Origin of the sequence: Streptomyces sp. Q6, from assembly GCF_036967205.1 — a bacterium.
In the GTDB taxonomy this organism is placed as follows: Bacteria; Actinomycetota; Actinomycetes; order Streptomycetales; family Streptomycetaceae; genus Streptomyces; species Streptomyces citrinus.
Map to the genome: position 1 here is coordinate 77,106 of NZ_CP146023.1, position 16,673 is coordinate 93,778.

At 67.6% G+C, this 16,673-nt stretch carries 15 protein-coding genes and 1 pseudogene; 12 read left to right on the forward strand and 4 right to left on the reverse strand.

The genetic code is table 11. The annotated features are described in order from the left end of the window. Positions 1-44 precede the first annotated feature (44 nt). Together V2W30_RS39900 and V2W30_RS39905 are read left to right on the forward strand one after the other, a co-directional pair. Complete coding sequence (locus V2W30_RS39900; RefSeq protein WP_338704061.1) at positions 45-1,148, forward strand: XRE family transcriptional regulator; 1,104 nt, start codon at positions 45-47, stop codon at positions 1,146-1,148. Positions 1,149-1,398: 250 nt separating this feature from the next. Beyond that, positions 1,399-1,830: a hypothetical protein gene (locus tag V2W30_RS39905; RefSeq protein ID WP_338704062.1), complete on the forward strand. Its 432-nt coding sequence runs from the start codon at positions 1,399-1,401 to the stop codon at positions 1,828-1,830. Between the two features lie 131 nt (positions 1,831-1,961). Here the strand turns inward: V2W30_RS39905 and V2W30_RS39910 are convergent, their stop codons facing one another. Continuing rightward, the gene (locus tag V2W30_RS39910) at positions 1,962-2,207 is read right to left on the reverse strand and encodes a MafI family immunity protein (RefSeq protein ID WP_338704394.1); all 246 of its coding nucleotides are present in this window, start codon (positions 2,205-2,207) and stop codon (positions 1,962-1,964) included. 153 nt (positions 2,208-2,360) lie between these two features. Between V2W30_RS39910 and V2W30_RS39915 the strand changes: the two genes are divergently transcribed. The 5 genes from V2W30_RS39915 to V2W30_RS39935 all read left to right on the forward strand — a co-directional run bounded on the left by V2W30_RS39915 (position 2,361) and on the right by V2W30_RS39935 (position 9,216). Beyond that, positions 2,361-3,311: a transposase family protein gene (locus tag V2W30_RS39915; RefSeq protein WP_338704063.1), complete on the forward strand. Its 951-nt coding sequence runs from the start codon at positions 2,361-2,363 to the stop codon at positions 3,309-3,311. Between the two features lie 109 nt (positions 3,312-3,420). Continuing rightward, a complete protein-coding gene (locus V2W30_RS39920) occupies positions 3,421-4,350 on the forward strand; it encodes a transposase family protein (RefSeq protein ID WP_338704064.1) in 930 nt (309 codons plus the stop codon). Between the two features lie 383 nt (positions 4,351-4,733). Then, on the forward strand, positions 4,734-5,159 hold the full coding sequence (locus V2W30_RS39925) for a hypothetical protein (protein WP_338704065.1): 426 nt from the start codon (positions 4,734-4,736) through the stop codon (positions 5,157-5,159). A 380-nt stretch (positions 5,160-5,539) separates the two neighbouring features. Next, positions 5,540-7,471, forward strand: coding sequence for an ATP-dependent nuclease (locus V2W30_RS39930; protein WP_338704066.1), 1,932 nt, complete (start codon positions 5,540-5,542; stop codon positions 7,469-7,471). Continuing rightward, entirely contained in the window at positions 7,468-9,216 is a 1,749-nt protein-coding gene (locus V2W30_RS39935) for a UvrD-helicase domain-containing protein (RefSeq protein WP_338704067.1), read from the forward strand. Before V2W30_RS39930 ends, V2W30_RS39935 begins: the two co-directional genes overlap by 4 nt. A 720-nt stretch (positions 9,217-9,936) precedes the next feature. Here the strand turns inward: V2W30_RS39935 and V2W30_RS39940 are convergent. Further along, entirely contained in the window at positions 9,937-10,230 is a 294-nt protein-coding gene (locus V2W30_RS39940; protein ID WP_338704068.1) for a hypothetical protein, read from the reverse strand. 389 nt (positions 10,231-10,619) lie between these two features. Between V2W30_RS39940 and V2W30_RS39945 the strand changes: the two genes are divergently transcribed. The 4 genes from V2W30_RS39945 to V2W30_RS39960 all read left to right on the forward strand — a co-directional run bounded on the left by V2W30_RS39945 (position 10,620) and on the right by V2W30_RS39960 (position 14,297). Next, positions 10,620-12,092 (forward strand): AAA family ATPase, encoded by a 1,473-nt coding sequence (locus V2W30_RS39945; protein ID WP_338704069.1) that lies wholly within the window; start codon positions 10,620-10,622, stop codon positions 12,090-12,092. Positions 12,093-12,202: 110 nt separating this feature from the next. After that, positions 12,203-12,943: a hypothetical protein gene (locus V2W30_RS39950; RefSeq protein ID WP_338704070.1), complete on the forward strand. Its 741-nt coding sequence runs from the start codon at positions 12,203-12,205 to the stop codon at positions 12,941-12,943. Between the two features lie 161 nt (positions 12,944-13,104). Beyond that, positions 13,105-13,899 (forward strand): IS5 family transposase, encoded by a 795-nt coding sequence (locus V2W30_RS39955; protein ID WP_425244738.1) that lies wholly within the window; start codon positions 13,105-13,107, stop codon positions 13,897-13,899. Next, positions 13,896-14,297, forward strand: a complete 402-nt coding sequence (locus V2W30_RS39960; protein ID WP_338704072.1) for a hypothetical protein — start codon at positions 13,896-13,898, stop codon at positions 14,295-14,297. Before V2W30_RS39955 ends, V2W30_RS39960 begins: the two co-directional genes overlap by 4 nt. 106 nt (positions 14,298-14,403) lie before the next feature. Here the strand turns inward: V2W30_RS39960 and V2W30_RS39965 are convergent, their stop codons facing one another. Continuing rightward, a complete protein-coding gene (locus tag V2W30_RS39965; protein WP_338704073.1) occupies positions 14,404-15,360 on the reverse strand; it encodes an IS481 family transposase in 957 nt (318 codons plus the stop codon). 135 nt (positions 15,361-15,495) lie between these two features. Between V2W30_RS39965 and V2W30_RS39970 the strand changes: the two are divergent. Further along, positions 15,496-16,352, forward strand: a pseudogene (locus V2W30_RS39970) (IS5 family transposase). Positions 16,353-16,457: 105 nt separating this feature from the next. Here the strand turns inward: V2W30_RS39970 and V2W30_RS39975 are convergent. Next, positions 16,458-16,667, reverse strand: coding sequence for a hypothetical protein (locus tag V2W30_RS39975; RefSeq protein WP_338704074.1), 210 nt, complete (start codon positions 16,665-16,667; stop codon positions 16,458-16,460). Positions 16,668-16,673 lie beyond the last annotated feature (6 nt).

The window sequence follows — 16,673 nt, forward strand, 5'->3', positions numbered from 1 at the left end:
CGGTCGTTCCGGGGCTGGAGGCCCGCACCGCCACCCCCCGCGCCGTGTCCGATGCGTTTGACCCTGCCCGCCTCACCCAGGCCCGGCGCCTGGCCGGCCTGACCAAGAAGGACGTGGCCGAACACCTCGGTGTCACCCCGGCGGCGGTGGGCCAGTACGAGACGGGCGTCTCCCGTCCGCGGTCGGACCTGGTGCCACGGATGGCGAAGGTCCTCGACGTGCCGGTGGAGTTCTTCATCGCTGGCAGGCCGAGCCAGCGCCTCGACTCCTCGATGGCCCACTTCCGCGCCCTGCGCAGCACGCCGAAGGCTCAGCGCGAGCGGGCCCTGGCGTTCGCCGAGCAGGTGTGGGAGCTGACCTACGCGCTGGAGCGCCGGGTGCAGCTGCCGCTCGTGGACCTGCCCGGCTTCGCCGGTGGCGAGGTGCATCCCGGCGTGGCCCTGCCGTCGGAGCCGACTGCCGCCGCCCAGGAACTGCGGCGCCAGTGGGGCCTCGGCGACGGTCCGGTCACTCATCTCATCCGGCGCATGGAGGCGCACGGCATCGTGGTGGTCCTGCCGGCGGAGGCCGATGCCGCCGCCGCGACGGTCGACGCGTTCTCCTCGCGCTCGGCGCGCCCGCTGGTAGTGCTCACCAGGAACCGGGCCAACGACGTCTACCGCCACCGCTTCACAGCAGCCCACGAACTCGGCCACCTGGTGTTGCACGGCGACGCCACAGGCGACAGCAGACAGGAGCGAGAGGCGGACGCCTTCGCTGCGGAGTTCCTCACGCCGCAGGCGAGCATCATGCCCCTGCTGCCGCGCCGGATGGACTTGGGGCACCTGGCGGGTCTGCGCCGGACCTGGGGGGTATCCGTGCACTCCCTGGTGTACCGCTGCCGCGAACTGGGTCTGATCTCCGACGCCACGGCGAGCCGGACCTACCAGCGACTACGAGCCCTGGACGGCCAGCCCGGCTTCGTCGCGGAGCCGGTCAGCGGCTACCCGGGGGAACAGCCGGTCCTGCTGTCTCAGGCATTCGATCTCGCGGTCCAGGAGACGGGGCTGGGCGTTCGAGAACTAGCTCAGGAACTGGCCTGGCCGATGGCGCGGGTCAGGGAGTTGCTAGGAATGCCGGACAGCCGGCCGGTACTTCGTTTGGTGTGATCCGATGCCGCTTCCCGCGCGGACATCCGGCCGGTCGATTCGAGGTCCAGGCCAAGACGAAGAGTCGCTGGACACCAGGCTCCAGCCGATCACGGAAGGGATCGTGTGCGCCCAGCAGGCCCGTCCAGTAGAGCCGCCAGAGGGACAACGTCACACCGGGCGGCGGCGACCGGTACCCCGGCGCGGGAGGCGAAAGCCCGCCAGGCGCGATGTCCTGACGGGCCTCACCGAGCGCAGTAGCCTTCAGCCTGTGCAGTCCCGCCTCCTGGAACGACTGATAAACCGCATCCTGAAGAAGGCGTTCAGACGCGCGGAACGCCAGCTCAAGCCCCTCACGGAGCCTGGAGAAACCCTTCTTTCGTCCGACATGTGCCAAGCGGGCGCCCATCTACTTGAGATCTACACCGTCCGCAGCCCCGCCACCTTCGTGGTGGTCTCCACCAAGGCTGTCTACCTGCTCCAGCGTGGCCAGGGCCCGCTGCGAATCCCCGCCTACGCGATTGCGGATGTGCAGCTCAAAGACCCTCCGGACCCGCTGGTGACCATCCGTCTGCGGGATGGCCAGGTGATCGGACTGCTCGCCCAGGGAGGCAAGCCAGCGATATTCGGCCCGGACCTGAAAGCGCTCGTTCCGGCCAGGAGCCGCCAAGCACGACAACGACCCCGCAGCGAATCGGACTGACACCGCTGAAGGCGAGGGCGAAAATGCTCGGGCTCAACCCGGTGAACGGGGCTATCCAAGACGGCGCCGAAGCCGTGATCACACCAGCCATGGCGAGATCATCTCTCGGCAAGATCGCTGGAGGTCGTGCGTCAGTCGACGATCAGCTCGTCAAGGCGCCGAGCGGACATCGGGGTGCCCATTTCGTCAGCCATTGCCACCAATTGGCCGTGGTACTGGCGAGTGATGGGCAGGACATCCTCGTAGATCCACGAGCACATAGTGTCGAACGCCAACTCCTCCTCGCCATGCGAGAGAAGATGGCGCACATCCGTGATGACGGCCTCCGAAGTGAGAGGCGAGTCCTCAAGGAGCGCCGTTACCCGAGCGCGGTACATCAGACTCACGAGCAGCCCCCAGACCAGCCCCGCGCGGATCGATGACCCACATCCTTGCCGTCTGACGGAGGGTTGTCGACTCATCTGATCCATTGCGGGACAAGCCTTACGAGCTCGTGCATGGTTGGCGGTGGCGCGTCGAGACCTTGATCGATGATCATGGTTGGTGTGGTGGGGAACCGGGCACGTGAAGCGATCATCCGAAGCCAGCGGATCACCGGGCTGAGCCCCGAGGTGATTGCTGAACTCGTCGCAGTGATCAGCCCGTTGTGGCACGGGCGGCATCAAGCCGGGCTGGCGGCTCGGCCTCGTCGCCGCGCTGTCGGTGCCGGGGCGAAACACGAACTGGTCTTCGTGGACCGTCTGTTGGCCACCTTGGTCAACCTCCGCCATGGCGCCACCCACGACGTGTTGGCCTGCTGGTTCGGTGTTGACCGCTCCACCATCACGCGCGCAATCAGCGAAGTGCGGCCCCTGCTCGCCGAGCGTGGCTGCACCGTGGCACCCGGGGTTCGGCTGCGTACCCTGGCCGACGTCATCGACCATCTCGGCGCCACCCGTCAGACCGGAATCATCGACGGGACCGAGATCCGAGTCCGCCGCCCAGCCACCGGGCGCAAGGACCGGGAGAAGTACATCTCCGGCAAGAACAAGCAGAACGCCGTGAAGTCCATGGTCGTCACAGACGCAGCGGGGCGTCTGTTGTTCTGCAGCCCAACTGAGCCAGCGAGCTGCGCGGACATCACGCATGCCCGGAAGTTGGGCCTGGTCAAGCTCCTGGCCACCGGCCCCGCCGTGGAGATCCTGGCCGACGCCGGCTACCAGGGCCTGGGCGCCCAGACCGGCGGGCGCGTGGTGACGCCACCGCACCGCAAGTTCAAGAAGAACCCGCCCGAGTGGTACGAGGAAATGCACGAACCGCAGCGCAAAGCGCACTTCTCACGCCGCATCCGGGTCGAGCACGGCATCGGTCATGTGAAGAACTGGCGAGCCCTCGCTCGCCATCACGGCCGCCGCGAGCACATGAGCGACATCGTCCAAGCCGTCGCTGGACTCCTCTCCCACCAGCAGACCGCCACCTGGGCGAGCAATCCGCAGATGTGAACTCGGCAACGAATCCGCGGGTCCCAACGCGCCACCGCCAACCATGCACGAGCTCGTAACGACCTCGTGCATGGTTGGCGGCCGGGCCTCGTCGCGGGATAGTTGGTTCATGGCGAGCGTTGCCCGTTCGGTGATCGTCAGCGGTTCGCGGATCACTGGGCTGACCAGGGATGTGATCGCGGAACTCGTCGCTGAGATCGGCCCGTTGTGGGCAGATCAGCACTACCGGCGGCTTGCGGGACGGCCACGGCGGCGAGCCGTCGGAGCGGGGGCCCGCCACAAACTGGTCTTCGTGGACCGGCTGCTCGCCACGCTGGTTCACCTCCGCCACGGAGTCACACACGACGTGCTGGCCTGCTGGTTCGGCGTGGACCGTTCCACCATCACCCGCGCGATCGGCGAGGTCCGCCCGCTGCTGGCCGAGCGCGGTTGCGCAGTGGGACCGGGCGTCCGGCTGCGCACGCTCGCTGACGTCGTCGACTATCTCGGGGCCAGCGGGCAGAGCGCCATCATCGATGCCACCGAAATCCGCGTCCGCCGCCCCGCCCAGGCCACGGAGGGCCGCGACCGCTACGTCTCCGGCAAGAGCAAGCAGAACGCGGTGAAAGCTTTGGTGGTCACCGACGTCCAGGGGCGGCTGCTGTTCAGCGGCGCTCTGAAGCCCGGCAGCTGCCCCGACATCACTCAGGCCCGCGACGCAGGACTCGTGGAACTGCTCGACCGACATCGTGACCTGCGCATCCTGGCCGATGCGGGCTATCAGGGCCTGGGTGCCCAGACCGGCGGGCGCGTGGTGACGCCACCGCACCGCAAGTTCAAGAAGAACGCCCCGACGTGGTGGGAGGAGAGGTTCACGCAGCAGCGCAAAGCCCACTCATCGCGACGCATCCGAGTCGAGCACGGCATCGCCCACCTCAAGAACTGGCGTGCCTTGACCCGCCACCTCGGCCGGCGTGAACTCCTCGACGAACTCGTCCCGGCCATCGCCGGACTCGCATCAACCCATCGACAGCAACCGCAGCCAACCGCAGCAGGGTGAGAAGCACCAACCTGCCCCTCCACGACGCCCAGACGCTAACCATGCACGAGGTCGTTACGACCTCGTGCACGGTTGGCGGTGCTGTCCTGCCCCACCAGACTCACGCCTTCCTCGCGGGCACGCTCGATCAACTGCCGCGCGATTTCGTGGTCCTGGACCTGTCGCTGAGTCAACTCAGTCCCCGTACGTACGACGGTCGAACGCTTGCCGGGCTCGTTCCTGTCGCCCATCATGATCCTTCCCGGCGCCGGTCACCCCAACGCCATCCGGTCATACCGGGCGTACACGGATCTCGGGACAGGCCCAGACGTGGAACGAGTCCCCCGGCCTCGAGCGCGACGCCAATCTCAACCGCTTCCCGGACCGCCCTGCTGTTCACATGCATGGCGATCTCCTGCGGACTGCTGGTGTACCGCGACTCCGTGGACTCCAGCCAGGACATCTCGGGGCATCTGCGCCGCATGAGTATGGAGTCCAGGGTGGTGCACCGTGTGATCCCGGCCAGCAGCGGCGGCCGGCTGGGGTTGGCGCAGATCCTGCGCCGCCAGCTTCACCTGGACGGAACGGTCACCGAGGAGCGGCCCTACCCGGGGAACCCGCCCGCGCAGTTGGCGCCGTGGCACGTCTATGTGCCGGATCTCGGACAGGGCCTGATCGTGGAAATCCCTTCCCTTGAGCCCGGGCGGGCTGCGGTTCCCACGCTCGGCGCCAGCCGTAGGGTCGGCAACCCCGCGTTCGCGCCGGTCAGGATGGTGCTGCGTCAGGGCTGGCAGTTCCACAACGGCTATGTGCAGTCCCCGCTGCACTAAGATCCAGAACTCGGGCTCCTCACCGATCCCGACGATGACGAGTTCTGACCGCATGAGACAACCCACGGCACCCGTGACCGCTGTCTCGGGCAGCTCCCGGGCCGGTCCTTTCCCCACAGACCAGCCCCGGGCTGCCGGAGGGGGCTTGCCGACGGGCATCATCAGGCACGGCGCTATTGCGGATCGGCTTCGGGGACGACTGCCTGCAGCGCCTGGTGATGTACGTGGCGTTCCTCCTGGATGCCCGGTTCGCCTCACGTGGGGCCGGGCCCGGCCCCACGGCAGCAGGCACTCCTGTGGCGCGGGCCGTCATCTGCGCTGACCGCTTTGCTTTACGACGCGTTCTGAACGCTGCGCCAGACACTTCCCATTATTATCCGGTGATCGCTATTACTCAGAGTGATGTGCCGGGGATGGGGGGGCGGGCGGTGTACGTGGCCGAGGTGCTGGTGGAGCGGTTCCGTTCGTGCGAGCGGGTACAGATTCCGCTGCGGCCGGAAGTGACGGTGTTGGTCGGCGAGAACAACGCGGGCAAGTCGTCCGTGATCGACGCGCTCCGGCTGCTCACGGACCCCCTGGATGGGCGGCGCGTGCGGTATTTCGAGGAGTCCGATGTCCTCACCACCGCGGCCGCGCAGGGCGGCCCCAGCCTGCAGCTGGACGTGGCCGGCATCGGCCCTCGGGAAAGCGGCGCGTATCTGGAGGCGCTGTTGCCCCAAGGGGCTCCTGACAGCCGTACCGCCCGATGGCAGGTGTCCTGGACGCCGCCGCAAACGGGCGGGCGGCGCGGGAGCACCGTCTGGGCGCAGGGCGCGGGCCTTCCGGTCACGGGGGACCCTCCGGCGCGGGGCGGTGTGCGGCATGTCTATCTGCCGGCGCTGCGCGATGCCGAGCGGGAGCTGGCCTCGGCGGGCGGGGATCGGGTGCGGATGATCCTTCGCGGGCTGCTGGGCGATGACGAGCAGGTCGATGCCTTCGTGGAACGGATCGGCACCGAACTGAAGAAGGTGGCTGCGGACCCGGACGTGGTCAAGGTCAGCGAGAAGATCAACGAGCCGTTGCGGGATCTGACGGTCGGCGCGCATCCCCAGGCGAGTGAACTGGCCCTGGCCGAACCGACGTTCGCGTCGATCGCCCGGTCGCTGCGCATGCTGCTGGGTGATGTCTCCGCCGAGCCGTTCCCGTTGTCGGCCTCGGGGCTGGGGTACGCCAACACCCTGTTCATCGCCACGGTGATGGCCGAGCTGGACGCGGCGGCGGAGGCGGATCTAACCGTGCTGCTGGTGGAGGAGCCCGAGGCGCACCTGCATCCGCAGCTGCAGACCCTGCTGCTGCGTTACCTACAGCGGCGGGCGCGCGCCTCGCGCCGGCAGCCGTCGGAGGATCCGGCTGAGCCGGCCGGGCATCTGCAGGTGGTGGTCACCACCCACTCCCCCATCCTGTCGGCCGCGGCGAGCGTTCAGGACCTGGTGGTCATGGCGCGCTGCCCGGGTGAGTTGTCGGACGGCTGGCAGGCGCGGCCTTTGCCCATTCCCCGGCTGCAGTTGAGCCCAGACCGGATACGGCATCTGGACCGCTATCTCGATGCCACGAAGAGTGCTCTGCTGTTCGCGTCGCGGGCGATCCTCGTGGAGGGTATTTCCGAGCTTCTGCTGCTGCCGGCTCTGGCCGAGCGGGCCCTCGCCGCAGACGAGGGCGCCAATGCTTCGGCGAAGCGGGAGGCGTTCGAGGCGGTGGAACGGTTCTTCGGCACCACCCGGGTGATCGTCGACGGGGTGGGGTTCGAGGTCTATCTGCGGGTGCTTTTGGCGCCCGTTGACGGCATCTGTCTGGGCCGGCGGGTTGCCTTGATCACCGACACGGACGTGGCGCCCGGTCAGCCGGAACCGCCCCGGCTTCAGTCGCTGCGGAAGCTGCCGCGCGGCTGGCACTCTCCTGGCGAGCTGCACCTGGCCGCGGCGCCGAGGACGCTGGAGCCGGCCCTTTGGTCGCAGAACAACATCACCGCCTTGCGGGCGGCGTTCCTGCGCTGCGCGCCGCACTCGCAGGACCGCTGGGAGCAGGTCGTTGAGGCAACGGATCCCGCCCTGGCGTTCGGGGAGCTGTTCGTCCCGAAGACCAGCCGGACCGTCACCGGCACGGACGGAGAAACCCTGAAGGGCACCGAGATCTCCAAGGGCCGGTTCGCGCAGGAACTCGCCGACGTGCTGGCCGACCGGGTGGTGCCGTTCACGGTGCCTGACTACCTGGCGGGTGCCATCCGTTTCATCACCGCCCAGGACACGAGCACGCCTGCAGTGGGCGCGCCATGACGACGCCTGAGCAGCCGGATCCGGTGCGGGCCGACGCCGAAAAGCAGCAGCAGGCCGCCATGGCCGTGGCCGCGCCTGCCTACGTGGCTGCCTGCCCGGGTGCGGGCAAGACGCATGTGATCACCAACCGGCATCTGCAGTCGCCCCGGCGACGGCTGCGGAAGGGACGGGCGCTGATCTCGTTCACGCGGGTGGCGCGGGATCAGATGGCCCGGCGCTGCCGCTCGGCGGGCCGCGCCGATCTGGTGCAGGCACCGCACTTCATCGGCACGCTCGACTCGTTCCTGTGGGAGTTCCTGGTCAAGCCGCGGCGGGCGGCCCAGCCGACGCCCCGTCTGCTGGAATCCTGGGCAAGCCTCAAGGCCCCGGTGCAGGGCACGGACCGGGAGATCAACCTGCACCGCTTCCCCATGACGATAGATCCCTCCTACCGCAAAGCGCGCGAGACTGTTGCCTGGGACAAGCTCGACTATGACACCCGCCAGCTCATCAAGGACACCTCCTACAGCCGCGCGCAGTGGGAGAAGAAGATCTTCGAAACCCGCAAGGCGTGGTGTGACGAAGGCTATTTGACCGGGCACGAGGCGCGGGTCTTGGCCCTGTGGAACCTGCGCCACGCCCAGACTGCGGCCGCTCTGCTGCCCCCGCTGCTCTCCCGGTTCGCGGAAGTCGTCGTCGACGAGGCACAGGACTGCTCCGCCGCCGACCTGGCGATCCTTCAGCTGCTGCACGACGCCGGCCTGCCGCAGGTTCTCGTCGGCGACCCGGACCAGGCCATCTACGCCTGGCGCGGCGCCGAACCCCGGGCTCTCCAGTCCTTCGCCGCTCAGCTCTCCCCCGCCCCGCACCGTCTGACCGGCAACTGGCGCAGCTCTCCCGTCATCTGCCGGCTCGCGTCCACCCTACGCACGGGGCAACGCCCGCCGGACACCTCCGTGGTGCGCGACGACGACGTCCCCGTCCTCGTGCTGCCCACCCGGTTCGCCGACTCCGGCAGCCGACACCTGCACGCCCCGACCGGTGCCGGCATCGTCGACGCCTTCCGCACGCTGGCCGAGGAGTACGCCGTCCCGGCCAAGGACTGCCTGGTGACCGCCTACAAGTACGCCACCTTGCCGGGCATCACCCGGGAGAAGCCCAACACCAAAGCCATCACCAGCCTGGCCTGGGCCCGCACCGTCACCCACACCCCGAGCGCCAGCGGCGATGACCTCGCCCGGGCCTGCGCGGTCGCCGTGCGCGTCCTGTTCGGCTACTGGTACCCGGGCGAGACCGGCGGCCCCGACCGCATCATGGCCCGCCACCGTCTCTCGGCCGAACAGGTCAACCGCACGGCGTTCGCCTTCCTGCACAGCCTGCCTGCGCCCCACCGGGAATGGGGGCCGCAGGTCTGGCAGGCCATGAAGGCCTGGCCCGCTCTGCCCGGGGCTGCTCCGCAAGGCGGAAAGGGCCGCCCCGCCGGAAAACCCACCGTGTCCCGCCCCCAGGCGGCCACCGGGATCCGCACCAACATCGTTCACCAGCTCAAGGGCGATGAAGCAGACGGCGTCCTGCTGCTACTGCCCGATTCCGGAAGCGTCCAGCGCTGGGCCACCGCAGACCCGGCCACCGACGAGGTCCTGCGTGTCTGGTACGTCGCCGTCACCCGCGCCCGCCGCCTGGCCGCCGTCGCCCTGCCCGACGAGGAGAGCGACCAGCTGGCCCGGTTGCTGGCCGAGCGGCAGGTACCGTTCCGCGTCGCATGACCCTTCGTGTTGTCTGTCCCGCACCCGGCCGGGGGCAGACAGAACGATCCTTGCGGCAGCCTGCTGCTCGGCGTGCCGCGCTGTCGGCATTCTGCGACAACCCGCAACAACAGCACCAGTTGCGCTGAACTAGCTTCAAGGTTGCAGGAGTTCAACGATCTGGACCGACAGACTCAGTGAGCTGCCCGGATCGGCATGACCGAGAACAGGCTCCCACACCCGGCGGGAAGGCTGCCGGCGTCCAGCGGGCCTTGGGCAGCGTCCGTTGGACGCCTGGGCGTCGGGCACCCCTACCGGTTACGGCCACGCCACCGAAGAGAAGTACGAGCACATCGCTGTGACCGCCGCCGAGTTGATGCAGCGCTGCGGCCCGGAGTGCTCCGAGGGCCACACGTACGCCGAACCCTGCGAGATCGCAAGGACGAGGACAGCACCCAGCTACTGACGCGCCTGCCTGTACCGCTCGCCAGCCCTGCGCGCTCTGTTCATCAACCGGTCACGCACCCACCACCACAGCAGAACCACCGGTGTGGTCAGCAGGGAGACCAGCAGCGCCTTGCCCCAACCGAACGGAGGATGCGCAGCGAATCGCAGATACAGCACCCCAGCGACGTACACGCCGAGGGCAAGGAGTCCGTACTTCACAGGCTTCGAGAGGCTCATCGCCCCCAACTACCCGCTTTGCACGCTGACATGGACGTGGGGCGTCCTCCGAGGGCGTTAAGTCCGTTTCTGGTAGCGGCCTCGTCCGGGCTGGGTGAGGAAGCCTTGGCGGAGGAAACGTCCGAGGCGGGTGCGGGTGACGTTGACGGATGTCTCGTCGGTGGGCAGGTCGAGGAGTTCGTGCAGCTCACGGGCACGGAATGGCTGGTCGGGGTGTTGGTTGAAGGCGTTCACGATGGCCTGGTAGGCGGTGTTCGTCTCCGGCAGCCTCCACCTGTCCGAGCAGAACGGCCTGGCCCTCGTGTTGTGCCTGAGCCACCAGCAGACCGCCGAACGCGAGACGGTCGACACGTTTGCGGCCCTACAGGAGCTGGGCCTGGACGCTGCGGGACGGAGATGACCGACGAGGGACGCCAGGTGTGGGCCCTGGTGCCGCTACGGACCACCGCTCCCCCGCCCGACGGACGTACGGCACCGGCGGGGTAGTCGGGACAGACAGCGGCAACACCGAGACGGCGGACCCGGACCGGGCAGCCTTTTCCTGCCCGCAGCTGCCGCCGAGCGATAGAAGCCTCCCTGCGTCACACGGACGCGGTAACCACCGTGACCTGTCGACGGGGTGTGAGAAAATCTACCGGTTGAGTGGCCGAACATCACACGCTCGGGCAGGTCGGTGAGGGGGCAGGGTGCGTTTCGTCGTTGCGCCAGACCGGAAGCTTCACCGGTACGACGGACGGTGCATGATTGTGGTGCCCGACGACTGGGACGACTGGTTCCAGTACAACACTCAGTACCGGCTGACGTACCAGGACGCGGGTAACAACCGCACGCTGATCGGATCCGTGAAGATTGGTCAGTTCGACATGCCCAAGGGGCAGAGCAGACCCGATCTGCCTTCGACGTTCGAGCAGCTGGATGACCGGTTTTTCTCGCTGGGACAGGACGACAGCTACTACAGGGACCTCGGTCGTATCAGCACCGACTTTCGCGCGGAGGTGCTGCAAGCTCTGCGCGACGTGGCCTTCGATGAGGAGCTGTTTCAGCGGGCGCTCGCGGAGAACGTCACCGGGACCTCGCTCCTGCGCTCGGTCCCCCGGGCCACTGTGCAGGGTCAGTTCCGTCGCATGGCGCGCGGCGGGCCCCGACGGACCCGGTACCACTTCGTCTATACGCCGCCCGCGGCCAGCAGCGGCGCTTCGACGCCGCTGACGTTCGACGTCAGGCCGAAGTCCCAGCCACCGACCAATATCCACGTGCTGATCGGGCGCAACGGCGTGGGCAAGACCCACGCACTGAACCACATGACGCGCGCGCTCGCGGATGAGCGAGCCACGGCTGACGAGGTCGGCACCTTTGAAGTGGACCAGGGCGGGCTTCGGGGCAGTTTCGCCAACCTCGTCTCGGTCACCTTCAGTGCCTTCGACCCCTTCGAGCCGCTGCCCAGCCCGCGAAACAAGGCCAGTGGCCTGGAGTACTCCTACATCGGCCTCAAGCACGTACGTAAGCCCGACGAGTCGGGCCCCAAAGACTGGCAGGCCCTGGCCGCCGAGTTCGGCAAGAGTGTCAGGGTGTGCCTGAACGGCGCCCGGCAGGCGCGCTGGCGGCGAGCACTCACCATGCTGGAGAGCGATCCAATCTTCAGCGACGCTGGTGTGGCCGGGCTGGCGGATGCGGCCACCGATGACAAGGAATTGCGACGACAGGCACGCCTCCTGTTTCGCAAGCTCAGTTCCGGCCACAAGATCGTGCTGCTGACGATGGCCCGTCTGGTCGAGACCGTCTCCGAACGTTCCCTGGTACTGCTGGACGAGCCGGAGGCCCACCTGCACCCACCCTTGCTCAGCGCCTTCACCCGCGCTCTGTCGGACTTGCTGTCCGACCGCAACGGGGTGGCGATCATCGCCACACACTCGCCCGTCGTGCTCCAGGAAGTGCCTCGCAGCTGTGTCTGGAAGATCCGGCGCTCAGGCTGGGACACCGTCGTCGAGCGGCCGACGATCGAGACGTTCGGGGAGAACGTCGGAGTCCTCACCCGCGAAATCTTCGGGCTGGAAGTCACGCACTCGGGCTTCCACCGCCTCCTCGACGAGGCCCTCGAGGAAGCGGACACATACGAGGAGGTACTGGAGAAGTTCGACGGGCAGCTCGGCAGCGAAGCGCGGATCCTGGTCAGGACCCTGCTCGCGGCGCGGGAAGCAGAGGGCAGCCGCTGATGTGGCCTGTCCCACCGCCGCGTCAAAGCGCTGATGCAGCCTTCCGGGCCTGCACCAGCCGAGTCCGGGACACCGATCTACGCAAGAGACTGAAGAAGTCCGTCCAGGAAGTGGTCGACGCCGACTCCGAGTACACCGCCGCGGCCAGCGGTGCGGGCCTGCACACCTTGGAGACCGAGGACTTCGAGCTTGCCGAGGTAACCAACGATGAGATGGTCGCCGTCTATAAGAGCCGCATGGCCAAGAAGGGCGCCTCGGGCAGGGGCATCTACGACGAGCTGATCCTCAGCGCCCCGGGTGGGTGCTGCCCTCTGTGCGGGCAGCGCAACGTCTCCACCCTCGACCACCACCTGCCCAAAAAACTCTTTCCTGCGCTGGCCGTGGCCCCGCTCAACCTGGTGCCCGCCTGCGCCGACTGCAACAAGCTCAAACTCGACGCCGCACCGAGCAGCCGCGAACAGGAGACACTGCACCCCTATTTCGACGCCATAAGCGACGATCCCTGGCTCGCCGCCACCGTCGTGGAAACGAAGCCGGCGGCCGTCCAGTTCTTCGTCGACCCACCTGCTCACTGGGACGCCTCCCTGACCGAACGCGTGAAACGGCATTGCGTACTCTTCCAGCTCCCAAAGCTCTATGCAGCCCAGGCAGCTCCGGAGATCAGCGGCATTGCCTACCACCTCACGAACCTGTACAGCGCTGCCCCCGCCCAAGGCGCCGTGAAGGTCCGCGCGTTCCTTGTAGACCAGGCGGAAAGTCGCCGCCACGCACGTGTCAATAGCTGGCAGGGAGCCATGTACCAGGCCCTCGCCGACAGCACCTGGTATTGCGATGGCGGGTTCACCATCTGAGAGGGCGTTAAGTCCGATCTTCCTCGGTTCGTGATCGCTCGATCGTGGGACTGATCGTCGCACGCGACTTCTAGTCGGCATGTCCATGCTGAGATGCGGGCGTGAAGAGAGACCCGTACCCGAGCGACTTAACGGATGAGCAGTGGGCGTTGATCGAGCCGATGATCACAGCCTGGAAGCAGGGCCGGGTGAAGCGGTCGGCGACCGGAGATCCGGGCTCCTGTGACCTGCGGGAGGTCATGAACGCGATCATCTATCAGAACCGGACGGGCTGCCAATGGCATTACCTCCCGCATGATCTGCCGTCCTGGTCAGCGGTGTTCTACTACTTCGGCCTGTGGCGCCAGGACGGGCTTGACCAGCGCATCCAGGAACTCTTGCGCTGCCAAGTACGGGAGAGAGCGAAGCGATTAGAGGACCCGTCCCTCGTGATCATCGACGCCCAGTCGGTCCGCGCGGCCGCGGGCGTCCCGAAGGCTACGACGGGGCTGGACGCCAACAAGAAGGTGTCGGGCCGCATGCGAGGGCTGGCCGTCGACGTTCGCGGCCTGATCATCGGCGTCGTGGTGCTGGCCGCCTCCGTTCACGACAACGCCGCCGGTACCGCCCTCCTCGACCAGGCGGCCGAGCGGTGCGGCAACCGTCTAGAGAAGGTCCTGATCGACCAGGGCTTCAAGGACGAAGTCCTCATCCACGGAGCCCTGCTGGACATCGACGTCGAGGTCGTCCGCCGCAACCCCGACGGTCAGGGCAAAGGCTTCGTCCCACAGCCGAAACGGTGGATCGTGGAGCAGGCCAACGGCACGTTGATGCTGCACCGCCGGCTGGCCCGTGAGTACGACCACCGGCCCGACACCTCGGCCTCGCGGGTCTACTGGGCATCGATCGCGAACATGACCCGCCGCCTCACCGAACCCGCCCCCACCTGGCGCGACGCCCTCGAGCTGGCCGCATGAACACCACCGAGCTCCTCGCCGACCTGCAGGCCCAGCGCGACGAAACCGCATCAAGGTCCGGTGAACTACGCGCTCACGTCGCGCAGTTGACCGTCGCTCTGGCCGAGACCGAAGCGCGGCTCGCGGACCTGACCACTGCCCGGAAGGTCATCACCGAACTCGCGCCGGCCGCAGGAAGCGAAAGCGAACCGCCGGAGACGAACACCGCCTACCAGGCCATCGTGAACGCCTTCAACCAACACCCCGACCAGCCATTCCGTGCCCGTGAGCTGCACGAACTCCTCGACCTGCCCACCGACGAGACATCCGTCAACGTCACCCGCACCCGCCTCGGACGTTTCCTCCGCCAAGGCTTCCTCACCCAGCCCGGACGAGGCCGCTACCAGAAACGGACTTAACGCCCTCTCAATACACCCTCCCGCATAGCGAGTTGGAAGCGCAGGTTGATCAGTTCCGCGGTACTGATGGAGGTGATGAAGGACGCTATGCACGTGGGCAGGTGCGCTAGGTGTATTGACCCGCAGGGTTGTTGACGCGGGTGATGGGTGGCTGGCCGCCGAGTGCGGTGTGGCTGCGGTGGTGGTTGTAGGTGTGCAGGAAGTCTGCCAGGGCCGCGGTGCGTTCGTTGTTGGAGGTGTAGGGCCGCTGGTAGGCCCATTCCTCGAGCAGGGTGCGGTTGAAGCGTTCGACTTTGCCGTTGGTCTGGGGCCGGTAGGCGCGGGTGAGCTTGCCACTCGCGCCGAGTTCGGCCAGGACGTTCTTCCAGGCCAGGCCCTTGCGGTAGGCCCAGGCGTTGTCTGTCAGCACGCGTTCGATGCGGGTGATGCCCATCTCGGCGAAGAACGCGGCGGCGCGGGTGAGGAAGGCCGCGCAGGTCGCGGCCTTCTCGTCCGGGTGGATCTCGCTGTAGGCGAGGCGGGAGTGGTCGTCGACGGCGGAGTGGATGTAGTCGAAACCCATGTTGTTGCGGGTGACGCGGCCGGCCTGGCGGCCCAGGGCCTTGTGGCCGCCGCCGTCGGGAATCCGGCCGAGTTTCTTCACGTCGATGTGGATCAGTTCGCCGGGCCGGTCGCGTTCGTAACGGCGGATCACGGTGCCGGTCGGCCGGTCCATCCAGGACAGCCGGTTCAGCCGGTGGCGGGTCAGAACGCGGTGCACGGTCGAGGCGGGCAGTCCCAGGATCGGGCCGATCCGGGCCGGCCCGAGCTTGCGGTCGGTCCGCAGCCGGCAGACGTCGGCCTCGATACTCGCCGGGGTCCGATGCGGTGTCGTCAAAGGCCTGCTGGAGCGGTCGGCCAGGCCCGCCCCGCCCTCGGCTCGCCACCGCCGGAGCCATTTATGGGCGGTCGCCCGCGAGATGCCCATCTCGGCGGCGACATGGGCGACGGGACGGCCGGACGCGACACGTTCGACCAGCAGGCGCCTGCCGTGCACGGTCAGCCGGGCATTACGGTGGGACACGAAGACCTCCGTGTGGTGCAGTCCTAGACAGCTCCACCACACCGGAGGTCTTCGCCATGATCAAGCCCGACGACTGTCAACAACGCTCGTGATCAATACAGCTAGGGCCTGTCTTCAAAGTAGCGGCGCGGGATGATGGGTCTTGTGAGTCGCCGCTATGAACTGACCGATGAGGAATGGGAGTTGTTACGCCCGTTCCTACCGCCGGCATCGTTCGGTCGCCCGCGGGCGGACGACCGGACGATGTTGAACGGGATCGTATGGAAGATCCGTGCGGGCGCCGCCTGGCGGGATGTGCCAGCCCGGGACGGGCCGTGGCAGTCGTTGTACACACGTTTCCGCAGGTGGGCCCTGGACGGCACGTTCACCCGCATGCTTGCCGCGGTCCAGGCCGACCGCGACGCGAACGCGGACGTGGACTGGCTGGTGGCCGTCGACTCCACTGTGGTCCGTGCCCATCAACACGCGGCCGGCGCGAAAAGGGGGGCCGGTCGAGGGACGAACCGGCAGATCACGCCCTCGGCCGATCCCGAGGTGGACTGACCACCAAGATCCATCTTGCCTGTGACGGCCGCGGCCGCCCGCTCTCGTTCACTCTCACTGGCGGTAACCGCAATGACTGCACCCAGTTCGAACAGGTCATGGCGGGTATTCGCGTCGCTCGACTCGGCCCCGGTCGCCCCCGCACTCGCCCCGACCGGGTGGTCGCGGACAAGGGCTACTCGTCCCGGGCCATCCGCACCCATCTGCGCCGACGCGGCATCAAGGCCACCATTCCCGAACGGGTCGACCAACTCGCCGGGCGAGCACGACGCCGTGAACGGCGATGCGGCTTCGACAAGGCTGCCTACCGGCGCCGCAACGTCGTCGAGCGCTGCTTCAACCGCCTCAAGCAATGGCGCGGCATCGCCACCCGATACGACAAGACCGCGACCTCCTTCGAAGCCGCGGTCACCCTCGCATCAACGCTCCTCTGGCTCCGCCCACTTTGAAGACAGGCCCTAGTCTCGCCTGACTTTCCTGGTGCCATGGGTGACACCGTCCGACCGGGCGGGAGTCAGATGCATCTGTCGAAGTACGTCCATGTATCCGGCAGTTCAGAGCGCTGTGAGCACGAAGGTCAACAATGCCAGGGACAGGGTGGCGCTGCCCGCGAAGGCAAGAGCCCCCCTTAGCAGGGCGGTTGCGTAGGTGGCCCCGTCGATCCGCGCAAGCAGGCCCGCAGCCGCTCCCACAAGAGTGCAGAAGAGCGCGACGAGTCCCAGGAGTAGGACGAGGAGCAGCAGGTGGGTGGATTGGGTGTTCATGACTTC

Coding starts and splice junctions, on each gene's coding strand:
- V2W30_RS39910 (WP_338704394.1), bottom strand. CDS start 2,207: ATGTACCGCGCTCGGGTAACGGCGCTCCTTGAGGACTCGCCTCTCACT.
- V2W30_RS39915 (WP_338704063.1), top strand. CDS start 2,361: ATGATCATGGTTGGTGTGGTGGGGAACCGGGCACGTGAAGCGATCATC.
- V2W30_RS39920 (WP_338704064.1), top strand. CDS start 3,421: ATGGCGAGCGTTGCCCGTTCGGTGATCGTCAGCGGTTCGCGGATCACT.
- V2W30_RS39925 (WP_338704065.1), top strand. CDS start 4,734: ATGGCGATCTCCTGCGGACTGCTGGTGTACCGCGACTCCGTGGACTCC.
- V2W30_RS39935 (WP_338704067.1), top strand. CDS start 7,468: ATGACGACGCCTGAGCAGCCGGATCCGGTGCGGGCCGACGCCGAAAAG.
- V2W30_RS39945 (WP_338704069.1), top strand. CDS start 10,620: ATGATTGTGGTGCCCGACGACTGGGACGACTGGTTCCAGTACAACACT.
- V2W30_RS39955 (WP_425244738.1), top strand. CDS start 13,105: ATGATCACAGCCTGGAAGCAGGGCCGGGTGAAGCGGTCGGCGACCGGA.
- V2W30_RS39960 (WP_338704072.1), top strand. CDS start 13,896: ATGAACACCACCGAGCTCCTCGCCGACCTGCAGGCCCAGCGCGACGAA.
- V2W30_RS39975 (WP_338704074.1), bottom strand. CDS start 16,667: ATGAACACCCAATCCACCCACCTGCTGCTCCTCGTCCTACTCCTGGGA.